This window comes from Mesorhizobium sp. M7D.F.Ca.US.005.01.1.1, assembly GCF_003952545.1.
Taxonomy (GTDB): Bacteria; Pseudomonadota; Alphaproteobacteria; order Rhizobiales; family Rhizobiaceae; genus Mesorhizobium; species Mesorhizobium loti.
Window position 1 is genome coordinate 1071833 of the sequence record NZ_CP034453.1, and the last position, 12772, is coordinate 1084604.

At 62.3% G+C, this 12772-nt stretch carries 13 protein-coding genes and 1 tRNA gene; 7 read left to right on the forward strand and 7 right to left on the reverse strand.

Annotation, left to right across the window (positions count from 1 at the left end; genetic code table 11):
- Window positions 1-22 precede the first annotated feature (22 nt).
- The 4 genes from EJ076_RS05130 to EJ076_RS05145 all read right to left on the reverse strand — a co-directional run bounded on the left by EJ076_RS05130 (window position 23) and on the right by EJ076_RS05145 (window position 3947).
- On the reverse strand, window positions 23-823 hold the full coding sequence (locus tag EJ076_RS05130) for an ABC transporter permease (protein ID WP_126067129.1): 801 nt from the start codon (window positions 821-823) through the stop codon (window positions 23-25).
- Entirely contained in the window at window positions 820-1740 is a 921-nt protein-coding gene (locus tag EJ076_RS05135; RefSeq protein ID WP_126067130.1) for an ABC transporter permease, read from the reverse strand. The genes EJ076_RS05130 and EJ076_RS05135 overlap by 4 nt, the downstream gene beginning before the upstream one ends.
- Window positions 1740-2822 carry an ABC transporter ATP-binding protein gene (locus tag EJ076_RS05140; RefSeq protein ID WP_126067131.1) on the reverse strand — a complete coding sequence of 361 codons (1083 nt, stop codon included), beginning with the start codon at window positions 2820-2822 and terminating at the stop codon, window positions 1740-1742. The genes EJ076_RS05135 and EJ076_RS05140 overlap by 1 nt, the downstream gene beginning before the upstream one ends.
- Before the next feature lie 84 nt (window positions 2823-2906).
- Entirely contained in the window at window positions 2907-3947 is a 1041-nt protein-coding gene (locus tag EJ076_RS05145) for an ABC transporter substrate-binding protein (RefSeq protein ID WP_126067132.1), read from the reverse strand.
- 240 nt (window positions 3948-4187) lie between these two features.
- On the opposite strand from EJ076_RS05145, the gene EJ076_RS05150 reads away from it, so the two are divergent.
- The gene (locus EJ076_RS05150; protein ID WP_126067133.1) at window positions 4188-4889 is read left to right on the forward strand and encodes a GntR family transcriptional regulator; all 702 of its coding nucleotides are present in this window, start codon (window positions 4188-4190) and stop codon (window positions 4887-4889) included.
- 61 nt (window positions 4890-4950) lie between these two features.
- On the opposite strand, the gene EJ076_RS05155 is transcribed toward EJ076_RS05150, so the two are convergent.
- A complete protein-coding gene (locus tag EJ076_RS05155; protein ID WP_126067134.1) occupies window positions 4951-5715 on the reverse strand; it encodes an SDR family NAD(P)-dependent oxidoreductase in 765 nt (254 codons plus the stop codon).
- A gap of 545 nt (window positions 5716-6260) precedes the next feature.
- Between EJ076_RS05155 and EJ076_RS35100 the strand changes: the two genes are divergently transcribed.
- Together EJ076_RS35100 and EJ076_RS05160 are read left to right on the forward strand one after the other, a co-directional pair.
- On the forward strand, window positions 6261-6491 hold the full coding sequence (locus EJ076_RS35100; protein WP_164548542.1) for a hypothetical protein: 231 nt from the start codon (window positions 6261-6263) through the stop codon (window positions 6489-6491).
- A gap of 121 nt (window positions 6492-6612) precedes the next feature.
- A complete protein-coding gene (locus EJ076_RS05160) occupies window positions 6613-7467 on the forward strand; it encodes a DUF1353 domain-containing protein (RefSeq protein ID WP_164548543.1) in 855 nt (284 codons plus the stop codon).
- A gap of 6 nt (window positions 7468-7473) precedes the next feature.
- Here EJ076_RS05160 and EJ076_RS05165 read toward each other — a convergent pair.
- Both EJ076_RS05165 and EJ076_RS05170 read right to left on the reverse strand, forming a co-directional pair.
- Window positions 7474-7550, reverse strand: a tRNA-Arg gene (locus EJ076_RS05165).
- Between the two features lie 306 nt (window positions 7551-7856).
- On the reverse strand, window positions 7857-9347 hold the full coding sequence (locus tag EJ076_RS05170) for a HAMP domain-containing sensor histidine kinase (protein WP_126067136.1): 1491 nt from the start codon (window positions 9345-9347) through the stop codon (window positions 7857-7859).
- Window positions 9348-9626: 279 nt separating this feature from the next.
- Between EJ076_RS05170 and rpmH the strand changes: the two genes are divergently transcribed.
- The 4 genes from rpmH (at window position 9627) to EJ076_RS05195 (ending at window position 12683) form a co-directional block, all read left to right on the forward strand.
- Entirely contained in the window at window positions 9627-9761 is a 135-nt protein-coding gene (gene rpmH / locus EJ076_RS05180; RefSeq protein WP_008833937.1) for a 50S ribosomal protein L34, read from the forward strand.
- Between the two features lie 16 nt (window positions 9762-9777).
- The gene (rnpA, locus tag EJ076_RS05185) at window positions 9778-10131 is read left to right on the forward strand and encodes a ribonuclease P protein component (protein WP_027040126.1); all 354 of its coding nucleotides are present in this window, start codon (window positions 9778-9780) and stop codon (window positions 10129-10131) included.
- Between the two features lie 14 nt (window positions 10132-10145).
- A complete protein-coding gene (gene yidC, locus EJ076_RS05190; protein ID WP_126067137.1) occupies window positions 10146-11957 on the forward strand; it encodes a membrane protein insertase YidC in 1812 nt (603 codons plus the stop codon).
- 165 nt (window positions 11958-12122) lie between these two features.
- Window positions 12123-12683 carry a fasciclin domain-containing protein gene (locus EJ076_RS05195; RefSeq protein ID WP_126067138.1) on the forward strand — a complete coding sequence of 187 codons (561 nt, stop codon included), beginning with the start codon at window positions 12123-12125 and terminating at the stop codon, window positions 12681-12683.
- Window positions 12684-12772: the final 89 nt, after the last annotated feature.

A 12772-nucleotide genomic window follows, 5' to 3' on the forward strand; every position in this document is an offset into this window, starting at 1 on the left:
TCTGCGAATTGGTCTGGTGAAATCAATGCCGCCGCCCGAAGATCTGCGCAACCGACAACAGCACGACCGACAGCACGATCAGGCAGGTGGAGATGGCGGCGATCGTCGGGTCGATCTGGTCGCGCAGCGCATTGAACATGCGGCGCGTCAATGTCGTGGTCTCGCCGCCCGAGATGAACAGCGAAACCACCACTTCGTCGAAGGAGGTGATGAAGGCGAACAGCGCGCCCGAGACGATCGAGAAGCGGATCTGCGGCATGGTCACCTGCCAGAAGGCGGCGACGCGTCCGGCGCCGAGGCTGCGCGCCACGCGCTCCTGGTTCATGTCGTAGGAGCGCAGTCCCGACAGCACGGTCAGCACCACCAGCGGCAGCGCCTGCACCGTGTGCGCGATGACCAGGCCGGTCAGCGTGTTGTTGAGCCCGATGCGCGCATAGAGGAAGAAGGTGCCGATGCCGATCAGGATCACCGGGACGATCAGCGACGCCGTCAGCAGCGCGTTGATGGTGCCGTTGAAGCGCAGCGTGCCCCGGTTGATGGCATAGGCTGCGGCAGTGCCGAGCGGCGTCGCCACCAGCACCGTCGTAACAGCCACCTTGACCGAGACGATCGTGGCGTCGCGCCACTCCAGTGACCCGAAATAGGCCTGGTACCAGCGCAGCGACCATTGCTGTGGCGGGAATTGCAGCAGCGTCGAGTCCGAAAACGACATGATGACGATGATGATCGACGGCGCGATCAGGAACAGCAGCACGAGGCCGCCGAGGCCGTAGAGCCACAGACGTTGCCGGTGCGAGATCGGCAGGCCGATATCCTCGCTCATCGCGAACTCCACACACCGGTGGCGCGCGCGCCGAGCAGCCACTGGAACAGGCCGAGAAGCGCCAGCGTGACCACCAGCAGCACCACGCCAAGTGCCGCACCCGCACCCCAGTTTGAATAGAGGCTGGTGGTCTGCTCCATGCGCATCGCCCACATGATCACCTTGCCGCCGCCCATCAGCGCCGGCGTGACGAAGAAGCCCAGGCAGAGCACGAAGACGATGACCACGCCCGAGGCGAGGCCGGGCAGCGACAGCGGAAAGAAGATCTGCCGGAAGGTGGCGACCGGGCCGGCGCCGAGGTTCATGCCGGCGCGCAGGCAGTCGGTGTCGATCGTCTTCATCGAAGCGTAGAGCGGCAGCACCAGGAACGGCAGCAGGATATGCGTCATGCCGATGACGACGCCCGACAGATTGTTGGCGAGCGACAGCGGCTGGTTGATGACGCCGAGGTCGATCAGCCAGCTGTTGATCAGGCCCTTGCGCTGCAGGATCACCAGCCAGGCATAGGTGCGCACCAGAACCGACGTCCAGAAGGGCAGGATGACAAAAATCAGGCAGATCGACGCCGCCCGGCGCGGCAGCTGCGACAGCATGTAGGCTAAGGGATAGCCGAGCAGGACGCAGGCGCCGGTGACGATGAAGGCGACCTTGAAGGTGGTTGTGAAGGTCTTGATGTAGGAGGCCTGCTCGAAGAAGCGCGCATAGTTGGCGGCGCTGAAGGCGCCGGCCTCGTCGAACAGCGACAGCCAGAACAGCCAGCCGATCGGCACGATGATGATGGCGAAGACCAGGAACAGGCTCGGCGACAGCAGCGCCAGCAGCCGCAACGACTCGCGCCGCGCGTCAGTGCGCAGCGCCTGCGCGTTCAGGTCCTGGCCCGCGCCGGCAGTCTCTTGCATGAGGGCGGGCGCGCTCATCAGTCTGCCGCCACCAGGATCGTGTCCTGCGCGTCGAGGCCGAGGCTGACCGGCTGGCCGGAAGCCGGCATTTTCGCCAGCACATCGCTGCGGCAATAATCGCGCAGCGTCAGCTGACGGCCATCGCGCAGCACCGCGTAGCAGACGAAGCTGTCGCCCTGGTAGATGATGTCACTGAGCGTCGCGTTGAGCACGTTGACGCCGCTTGCCGGTTCGGCATTTGCCAAGAGCCGCAGCTTTTCCGGCCGCACCACCATCAGGTGCTGGCCAGCCGCCGGCACTGGTGCTGCCGCGTGGATTCTGCGGTCCTCGTACCAGACGGAGCCGTTGCGGCACTCGACCGGGATGAAATTCGATTCGCCGATGAAGCCGGCTACAAATCGCGTTTGCGGCGTGGCGTAGAGGGTTTCAGGCTTATCGAGCTGTTCGATGCGTCCGCCGTTCATGACTGCAATGCGGTCCGACATGGTGATGGCTTCGCGCTGGTCATGCGTGACATAGACCGTGGTCATGCCAAGCCGCCGGTGCAGGCTGCGCAGCTCGATCTGCATGTGCTCGCGTAGGCCCTTGTCCAGCGCCGACAGCGGTTCGTCCATCAGCACGATACGCGGCTCGAAGACGATGGCGCGCGCCAGCGCCACGCGCTGGCGCTGGCCGCCAGAGAGCTGGTCGACCCGGCGCTCGCCCAGTCCCTGCAATTTCACCAGATCGAGCGCCTTCTCGACACGCTCGGCCGTTTCGGTGGCTGCGACGCCGCGCTGCTTCAGCGGAAAAGCGATGTTGTGGAAGACGTTCATATGCGGAAACAGCGCGTAGTTCTGGAACACCATGCCGATGTTGCGCTTGTGCGGCGGCGTGGTGATGATCTCGTCATTGCCAACCTTGATGCTGCCGGCATTGGCCCGCACAAAGCCGGCAAGGATCATCAGCAGCGTCGTCTTTCCGGACCCGGAAGGCCCGAGCAGCGTCAGGAACTCACCGGCCTCGACATCGAGGTTGAGGTCGCGCAGCACCGCTACGCTGCCAAATCGTTTCTCGATCCCGCGCATGCTGATCGGCAGCGCGGATGGCGCAATGGACAAGATTTTTCTCTCCTTGGGCGGCAAGCAAGAACTGACGAGGCAGACGCTGCTAGCGCCGCCTCGCCGTGAGCTTCCGGCCGCAGCCTATTGCTGGATCAGATTGTTGAACTTTTCCGTCGCCTCGACCAGATTGTCGCGCCAGAACTCGGCATCCTGCAGCACCTGCTTCTTGACGTTTTCGGGTGCCGAATTGATGTCCTTGATCCTGTCCTGTGGGATCTTGCCTGTCTCGAAAGCCTTCTCGTTGACCGGGCCATTATCGACATAGAGCGGCAGATTGGCCTGCAGTTGCGGGCTGACGAACATCGCCAGCGCCTTCATCGCCGCTTCCTTGTTCTTGGCGCCCTTCGGGATGACCATGCAGTCGGCGGTCAGCACGCCCTGGTCGAAGGAGAAGCTGACCGGCGCGCCTTCTTTCTTCAAGGTGCCGGCGCGGCCATTCCAGATGCTCGCCATATCGACTTCGCCGTCTTTCACCAGCTGCATGGCCTGGGCGCCGGAGGTCCACCAGGCGTCGACATGGCTACGGATCTTGTCGACGGATTTCAAGGCGCCGTCGACATCGACCGGATAGACCTTGTCGATCGGAATGCCCTCGGCCAGTGCCGCGACGCTCAGCGTTTCGGTCGACTGGCTGCCGCTCAGCGCGCGCCGTCCCGGAAATTTTTCCACGTTCCAGAAATCGGCCCATGTCTTCGGGCCTTTGTCGCCGAAGACATCGGTCCGGTAGATCAGCACGACCGAGGTGTAGGAAATACCGACCCAGTCGTCATGGACAAGCTTCGGGTTGATACCGCTCTTGTCGATGATGCTGTAGTCGAGTTTCTCGAACAGCCCTTCCTTCGAGCCACGCGCGCATTCGTCGGCGCCAAGTTCGGTGATGTCCCATTTCACCGCGTTGCCGGTCACCTGTAGCCGCACGTCGTCGAGGCCGTTGGTGGTGTCTTCCTTGATGGTGATGCCGAGCGCGTCGGCGGTCGGCTTGAAGAACGCCTTGGTCTGCGCCTCCTGGTAGGTGCCGCCCCATGAGGCGACTGTGATGGTGTCGCCCGCCATGGCGGGGGCCGCGAGCGACGCCATGAGGCCCGCTATCGCAACAACGCTAACGCTTCTGGTCCTGTTCATTTTCGGCTCTCCAACCGGTGTTCCCATTATTTTTGATTTCGCATGCTATTTTGTATACAATTTTGAGTGTAGCTTAGGGATCGATGTTGTCAACACCGTCCGGCGCGCTCAAATTTTACGCGCTTCGTGCCGGGCCAGTTTGGTGAGGGACGGCGTCGCTGGAGGCGTGGCAAATTGCGCTGACTGCGATTACAGCTATGCGTGTTCCGGCTGAAAGGCCGGAGAAGTGGGAAGGGAACCTTGGCCAAGGAAACCAGAAATACGCTGCGCGACTCGGTCTACTCCGCGCTCAAGGCGATGATCGTGACCGGCCAGATCCCGCCGGGTTCGCGCGTCACCGAAAACGACATCGCCGCGAGACTGACTGTCAGCCGCACGCCGGTGCGCGAGGCCTTCAACCGCCTCGAGCGCGACGGCCTGGTCACCGGCCGGCCGCGCCAGGGCTATGTCGTCACCGAGTTCGACATCAACATGTTCCGCGAGGCGTTCGAGATCCGCGAGCTGCTCGACGGCCATGCGACGGAACTGGCGGCAGTCGCGGCAACGGAGGCGGACAAGGCGCGGCTGCGCGCCATGCTGGCCGAATGCGAGCGGCTGGCCGCCATTCCGGAGCGCACCAACAGGGAAAAATTCCAGGAACTGGAAGTCGGCATCGACCTGCACCGCGTCATCGCCGAAATCAGCGGCAACGTGATGCTGCACGGCATGCTGTGCGGCATCCTCGACAAGTGCCAGCACTATGTCTGGACCGAACTCTTGTGGCTGGACGAATGGAAGATCGCCCGCGACGAGCACGCTGAAATCGTCGACGCAATCTGTGCCGGCGACGCTGCCAGAGCCGGCACGCTGGCGCGCGCCCATGTGCGGGGATCGCGAGACAATGTTTTGCGCCTGCTGCAGGCCAAGTCGGACTATCGGAACTTTCTGGCCAAGGCGTCGTGAGCGAGGAGCTTGGGCGAGGCCTGCCCGCCGACTGACCCCGACGACAAGCGCCTTTGAGCCTTCAGCCCTTGCGCTCCTGAAGGCTGTTGCCGCCGTCGACCACCAGCAGGGCGCCGTTGACATAGCTGGCGCCTTCCGAGGCCAGGAACACGACCGCTGCGGCCACCTCGCCCGGCCGCCCGGCCCGCGCCGGCGGCGTATGCAGGGCGGCTTGCCGCTCCATCTCGCTCGACGAACCGGTTTCGATCCAGCCGGGGGCGACGGCATTGGCCGTGATGCCGTTTTTCGCCACTTCGAGCGCGAGTGTGCGCGTCAGGCCGACCATGCCGGCCTTGGCGGCGGAATAGGCTGCCGTGCCTTCGAAGGACACCAGCGGCCCGGTCACCGACGCCACATTGACGATGCGCCCATAGCCCGCTTCGACCATCGCCGGCAGAAACGCCTTCGTGACGAGGAATGCCGTCTTCAGGCTGATGTCGATGCCTTGGTCCCAGTCGGCCTCGGTCATGGCGAGAAACGTCTTGTCGACCGAGGGTGATGCCAGCGAGCCCATGCCGGCATTGTTGACCAGGATATCGACGGCGCCGACATTATCCCGCAGCCGCGCGACATCAGCAGCAATGGTGAGATCGGCGACCACGGCTTTGGCATCGATGCCTTCGGTACAAAGCTCGGTGGCGCGATCGAGCACACGCCCACTGGCACCCGTGAGGAAAACGGCATGGCCGGCATAGCCGAGCTGCCGGGCAATGGCAAAGCCGATGCCGTCGGCGGCGCCGGCTCCGGTGATCAAAGCGCGCCGGATCCTGGCGGGGGTCGCGGTCATACGGGCTCCTGTGGGACTGGCATCGTTTTTTGATTTGATTTGGTTGTCGATTTACCAGCGCACCCGCAAATTGAATGCAACAAGAATGTTCATGCAAGACGGTTCGATGAAGTTGCACTGGCGAGACCGGGATCGGTCATTCCTTCCTCAACAGCGGCGCCGACCTACGCAACGGCCCGATGGTCGGCGAGCGCATGCGGACCCCGACAAGGTGATAGCCCGATATGGCCGCGGTGCGCAGATACTGGGACGGCGAGCAGTCGGGCTGATTGGCCGAAATCATGGGCATGCCTGAGAGGTTCGACGTTTCAACGGCGCTGTACATCGAAAATATACTTGCTTCATCCTCTCGACTCAAAAGTCGACGGGTGCTCTGATTGTAATCCCTGGGAGCGGGACTACCTCTCGGATCGTCGCTATAAGTATGGCTACAATATTCGATTGATGGCCGCGGTGCCGCGCGGCCGCAATTTTTGGAGAAGCGGACCGTCGCAAGACACCGATCAAAGCGTCATGACGAGCCGTAGCGTTCGAGAGCGCCCTGAATGAAGACGAACCTGATCCAATCGATGAAAGCGCGCAGCCCGCTGGGGCGGGTATTTCTTGCGCTTTTTCTCACATTCAATGCGTTCATGGCATGGGCTTCTTATGAAGCCGTACAAGCATTTAGAAACATCACCGAAGCCGGCAGTAAAACCGTTGTCCTGGGCCTGGATCTGGGTGGGCTGGAGAGCGTGGCGGCAGTTCTGGCCGTGTGGCTCGTGGGGGCCTGCTGACTGGCTTACTTGTCCATGTGACTCGAGCGCAAGCCCTCCACGACAAAGAACGCCATGGAGGGCAGGAATGACCCGTAACATAGCTTGGTTTTCGAGACGGACAGCCGTCGGAGCTGCACTATTGGCATCGCTCACTGCGGCTCATACGGAACCAATTGATGTAGATCTTCCCATGTGTACGGCCGGTGGGAAAGACTGTTTCACCGGAAAGCTTGATCTGTACCCGATTCCTCTCGACCGTGACGGGAACAGCAGGGCTTTGACGTTCGATTTCGGCTTTGTAGACAGTACCAGCACCGGATGGCAGACCAATGCCGGAGACCCGACCGACGGAGCGAGTATCCCGCCCGAGCTTCAATGGATCGTGGGCGGGTCTTTCGACAAAAAATTCGTGCCGGCCGCGGTCATCCATGACCGCTATTGCGATTGGAGAAGAGCGCATCGCGTCTATCCCTGGAAGGCGACCCACCGGATGTTTTATCAGGCGCTGCTCGCCACCGGCGTAAAAAATGCCAAGGCACGGCTGATGTACTACGCGGTGTATACGTTCGGGCCGAGATGGACCGCGGAACAGATGGATATCGGCCACATTTGCCGGGGCAACCTGACACCGCTCTGCCAGCAGTTTATCGAGGGTTCAGGAGGGCCTCGGACCGATGATCCGCAACCGGTGGAGCCCGAAGACCCGGCGGAGCTGATGAAAAAATACAAACTGTCTGAAGTCGAGAAAGGCAAATTCGATGTATTTCGCGGCGCCGTCTATGGGGATCAGGGTGTCCAGGACGATCTGAAAGTCGCAAAGACGGTTCTCGACGCAACCTATTCCACACCGGACTCGGAGCAGAGCACTCCGGATCAGCAAATGGATTTTATCGAGCACCTATCAGACACACGGCATCCCGCCGAAGCGATCTTGCTATCGGAGCAGGCCCCAGTTCCAAGCGAACCGCAACAGCCGCGACCGGTCCCAAAGTGAGTGAATTGGCGCGCCCGAAGAGATTCGAACTCCTGACCCCCAGATTCGTAGTCTGGTGCTCTATCCAGCTGAGCTACGGGCGCGCAACAGGCCATGCTTTCCATGACCCCGCGAGCCGATCGTGAACGACCGACCGCGACGAGACGTGTTCCCTAGCGACTGAATTTCCGAAAAGCAAGCCGATCCGGTAAAAGTTTTGTCGCAGGCGTGTCATCCGGCGATGACGGGCCGTTTGCCCGGCGCATCGTAACAGCTCGGCGCGGCATGTCCGGGCTCTGGATTGTCTCCAGCCCGTGCGGTTCTCTTTGCCGGAGCCGCTTCGGCTTATATGCATTCCAAATTCGAAGGCTGAGTAGGCGCGGATTGCCGGGCGAAACAGCCCAACCCTATCATGCCGGGCGGCGCAGGCCGTTGCGGGCCTGGTCGAGCCGGACCGGCTGGTCGGGAATGGTGACCGCGAATGTGGTGCGCCCGCCAATGCTCTCGACCAGTTCCACCGTGCCGCCATGCGCGCGGATCAACTCATGCGCGATCGCCAGGCCAAGGCCGGTGCCGCCGCTACGCGCCGAGCCGCGGAACGCCGCGAACAGGTTCTCGCGCGCCTTGGGTGGCAGGCCGGGGCCGGTGTCGCTGACGGCGATGCGGCTGACGCTGCCCAGGCGCACGGCCGACACCGCCAGGCGGCGCACCAGGGCGCTTTCGCTGTCTGCCGCCATCGCCTGCACCGAGTTGCGGCACAGATTGGTGAGCACGCGGAACAGCTGGTCGGAATCGGCGTCCACCTCGAAGGCCGGCTCGACGGAATTGACGAACTCGATGCCTTGCTCGATGTCGAGCAGGCCGTGCACGTCCTCGACCAGTTGGCGCAGCCTCAAGCGTCGGCGCGCCGGTGGCGGCTCCTGCGTGCGGCCATAGGCGAGAACGCCTTCGGAATAGGACACGGCACGGTCGAGCGCGCGCAGCAGTTTCGGCGCGAAGGCCTGCACGGTCGGGTCCTTGACCTGGCGCAGGCGGTCCGACATCAGCTGCGCCGAAGCCAGGATGTTGCGCATGTCATGGTTGATCTTGGAGACGGCGAGGCCAAGGTCGGCAAGGTGCTTCTGCTCGGAGAGCATTTTCTGCAGCCGCTCCTGCATCTGCGACAGCTCGCGCTCGGCGACGCCGATCTCGTCGGCGCGGGCGGCCGGATGGATGATGCGCCCGGGATCGTCGGGGGCTTCGGAGAAAGACAGCATCGAGCGCGTCATCGTCCGGATCGGCCCGATCATGATCAGGTCGATGGCGGCATAGACCAGCATGGCGGTGAACAGCGAGATCAGCAGCGAGACGAAGGCGACATTGCGCGAATATCGCAGCATCGCATTGCGCAGGCTGTTGTCCGGCATGATCAGCTCGAACTCCTTGTCGGAGTCGCCGACCGGGCCGAAAACGCGCAGCATCCGGCCGCCGCCGAAAAACAGCGTGTCGAGCGCGCCGGTCATGCCCTTGATCATGCCGATGCTGGCGATATCGATATGTTCGTCGACCTTCGGCGGCATTTCGGCCACCACCAGCAGCCGCGAGACGCCGCCGTCGCGCACGGCGATCGCCTTGGCGCCGATTGCCATCAGCACGTCGTTCTGCGCCGTGCGCGACAGCGAGGTGGGTTCGCCCTGCACCAGCACGATCGACACAGCCGCTGCCGTGCTCAGCCGCTCCTTGAGCCAGTTCAGCCGGTAGCTGGCGATCCAGGGCAGGAAGATCAGCACTTCGGCCAAAAGCACGAAGACGATGGTGAGCAGCAGCAGCTTGGTCGACAGGCCGCGCGACAGCGGCACCGTGCGCACGATGGCTGGCTCCGCCGTGCCGATCCCTTCCTGCGCGTGTATGGTTTCGCTCATGCGGTCCATGTCTTCACAATCACTTGATCAACGCAGATTAGGCGATTACGGCTTTTTTGCCAATTTCATCCTTGGTCGGAAACATAAACCGACCTGAACGACGCCCGGCTTGCGCCCGACGACTCCGGATTGACTTCCAAAAGCCTTCTTTCTATAAGCCCGCACACGCTCGGGCCATTCGTCCCGGCGCGGTTTCGATCGCGCCAAAGCCGGCCCGGCAAAGCTCCTGTTACACAGTGACAGAATCAAGAAGGGCCGCACCCCGCGGTATTAAAACAAATGAAGCGTACCTACCAACCGTCTAAACTCGTCCGCAAACGTCGGCACGGCTTCCGTGCCCGCATGGCCACCAAGGGTGGTCGTGGCGTCGTCGCAGCTCGCCGCAACCGCGGCCGCAAGCGGCTCAGCGCCTGAACGGAAGACGAGATCGTTGCCCGCAACCGGCAAGCCAGTGGGACCAAATCCCAAGCGGCTTCTGAAGCGCGCGGAATTCCTGGCCGTCCGTCGTGGTGAAAAGCGACGCGGGCGGCTTTTTCTCGTTGAAGTTCTCGACCGTGGCGACGGCCTGTCGCCGCGCGTCGGCTACACCGTCACCAAGAAGGTCGGCAATGCTGTTGTCCGCAACCGCGTCCGCCGGCGGCTGCGAGAAGCCGTTCGTACGCATGCGGCAAGTGACATGGCGCCTGGCAATGACTATGTCATCGTCGGGCGTGAAGACGTGCTTACCACTCCGTTCGGCCAGTTGAAGGCCGAACTCTCCCGCCGACTGCGCGGAACACGATAGGCCAAGGGCTTTCGATGGAAAACAACCGGAACTTCTTCATCACCATCGCGCTGTCGGTGCTGATCCTGGCGGTATGGCAATATTTTTACGTGTTGCCGCGCAGTGAGGCGCAGCGCGAAGCGGCCCGCGTCGAACAGCAGCGCGTCGAAGAGCAGAAGAAGGCCGCCGGCACAAATCCCGGCACTGACACCGGAACGCCCGCCGCACCTGGCGCCATTCCGAATGCACCCGGCACCGATGCCGTGACGCCGGCCGGCCGCGAACAGGCACTTGCCACGACGACCCGCGCCAAGATCGATACGCCGAGCCTCGAGGGTTCGATCAACCTGACCGGCGCCCGTCTCGACGACCTCAAGCTCAAGCATTACACCGAGACGGTCGACAAGAACTCGCCCGAGATCAGCCTGCTCAACCCGGCGGCACTCCCCAATGGTTACTATGCCGAGATCGGCTTCGTCGGCAACGACAAGACCGGCGCGGTGCCCGGCCCGGAAACCGTGTGGGCCGTCGACGGCAATGCGACGCTGACGCCGACAACCCCGGTCACGCTGACCTATTCGAACGACAAGGGCCTGACCTTCAAGCGCACCTTTTCCGTCGACACCAACTACATGTTCACGGTGTCGGACACGGTGCAGAATGCGGGCACGGCTGCCGTCTCGCTGTCCAATTACGGCCGCGTCACCCGTTTCGACAAGCCGGCCGTTGCCAGCACCTATGTGCTGCATGAGGGCCTGATCGGCTTCACCGGCACGGAAGGACTGCAGGAACACAAATACGCGTCCATCGAGAAGGACAAGCAGTTCACGCCGGGCAAGTCGACCGACGGCTGGCTTGGCATCACCGACAAATACTGGGCGGTGACGCTGGTGCCGTCCGAGAAGCAGCCGTTCCAGCCGCGCTACGCTTATTTCGAGGACGGCCGCCATCGCTACCAGTCCGATTTCCTCACCGACCCGATCACCGTCGATGCCGGTCAATCGGCGACGGTGGAGAGCGAAATCTTCGCCGGCGCCAAGGAGGTCGGCAAGATCAACGCCTATGCGGAAGACCGCCACATCAAGCGGTTCGACCTGTTGATCGACTGGGGCTGGTTCCACTTCATCACCAAGCCGATGTTCTGGCTGATCGACACGCTCTACAAATTCTTCGGCAATTTCGGCCTGGCGATCCTCGCCACCACCGTCATCGTCAAGGCCATCTTCTTCCCGCTCGCCAACAAGTCCTACGCGTCGATGGCGAACATGAAGAAGGTGCAGCCCAAGATGCTCGAGATCCGCGAGAAATACGCGGACGACAAGATGAAGCAGCAGCAGGCGATGATGGAGCTGTACAAGACCGAAAAGATCAATCCGCTTGCCGGCTGCTGGCCGGTGGCGCTGCAGATCCCGGTCTTCTTCTCGCTCTACAAGGTGCTCTACATCACCATCGAGATGCGGCATGCGCCGTTCTTCGGCTGGATCCAGGATCTGGCGGCACCCGATCCGACGTCGATCTTCAATCTGTTCGGCCTCGTTCCGGTTACCTTGCCGCACATGCTGATGATCGGTGTCTGGCCGCTGATCATGGGCGTCACCATGTTCCTGCAGATGCGCATGAATCCGACGCCGCCGGATCCGACGCAGGCCGCGATCTTCACCTGGATGCCTGTCATCTTCACCTTCATGATGGCGGGTTTCCCGGCCGGCCTGGTCATCTACTGGGCCTGGAACAACACGCTGTCGATCCTCCAGCAAGGCGTGATCATGAAACGCCAGGGTGCCAAGATCGAGCTGTGGGACAATCTGATCGCACTGTTCCGAAAGAAACCGTCACCGGCGGAATAGAAACTCCCTTCGCGGAAAAGCCCGGCTCGTCCGGGCTTTTTCTTTGGGCAATGGCCCGTTCACGTTCCCGTGACCGGCGAAACTAGCGCCCCGCGAGCGGCGTGACTGCCTGTGCGTTTCCAAAGGCTATCAATTCCGATCAGCCCTCACCCGGAGGAAGACCACATGCGCTTGCCGTCATTCAGGACCATCGCCATTTCCGCACTCGTCGCCGGCGTGGCGATCGCCGCTCCCGCCTACGCCAAGAACCCGAATGTCGGCGGCGCGCCGATGTACACCACCAAGAACATCGTCGAGAACGCCGTCAATTCGAAGGACCACACCACGCTGGTCGCCGCCGTCAAGGCGGCCGGCCTCGTCGACACCTTGCAGGGCGCCGGTCCGTTCACTGTCTTTGCACCGACCAACGAAGCGTTCGCTGCCCTGCCAAAGGGCACCGTCGACACGCTGCTGAAGACCGAGAACAAGGACAAGCTCACCAAGGTGCTGACCGCGCATGTCGTGGCCGGCAAGATCTCGGGCGCCGAAATGATGAAGAAGGCCAAGGCGATGGGCGGCAGATATGAGATGAAGACCGTTTCCGGCGACACGCTGACCGCAGAGGTCAAGAAGGGCAAGCTCTATATCATGGACGAGTCGGGCGGCGAGGCCAAGGTGACGATCGCCGACGTCAACCAGTCGAACGGCGTCATCCATGTCGTCAACAAGGTTCTGTTGCCGAAGTAACGGCTTTCCGGCCAAAGGGATCAAGGCGGTTCGTTGGGGCTTTCTCGAACCTGCCATCCCGCCTCGCGACGAGGTGCCACGTTTCTTGG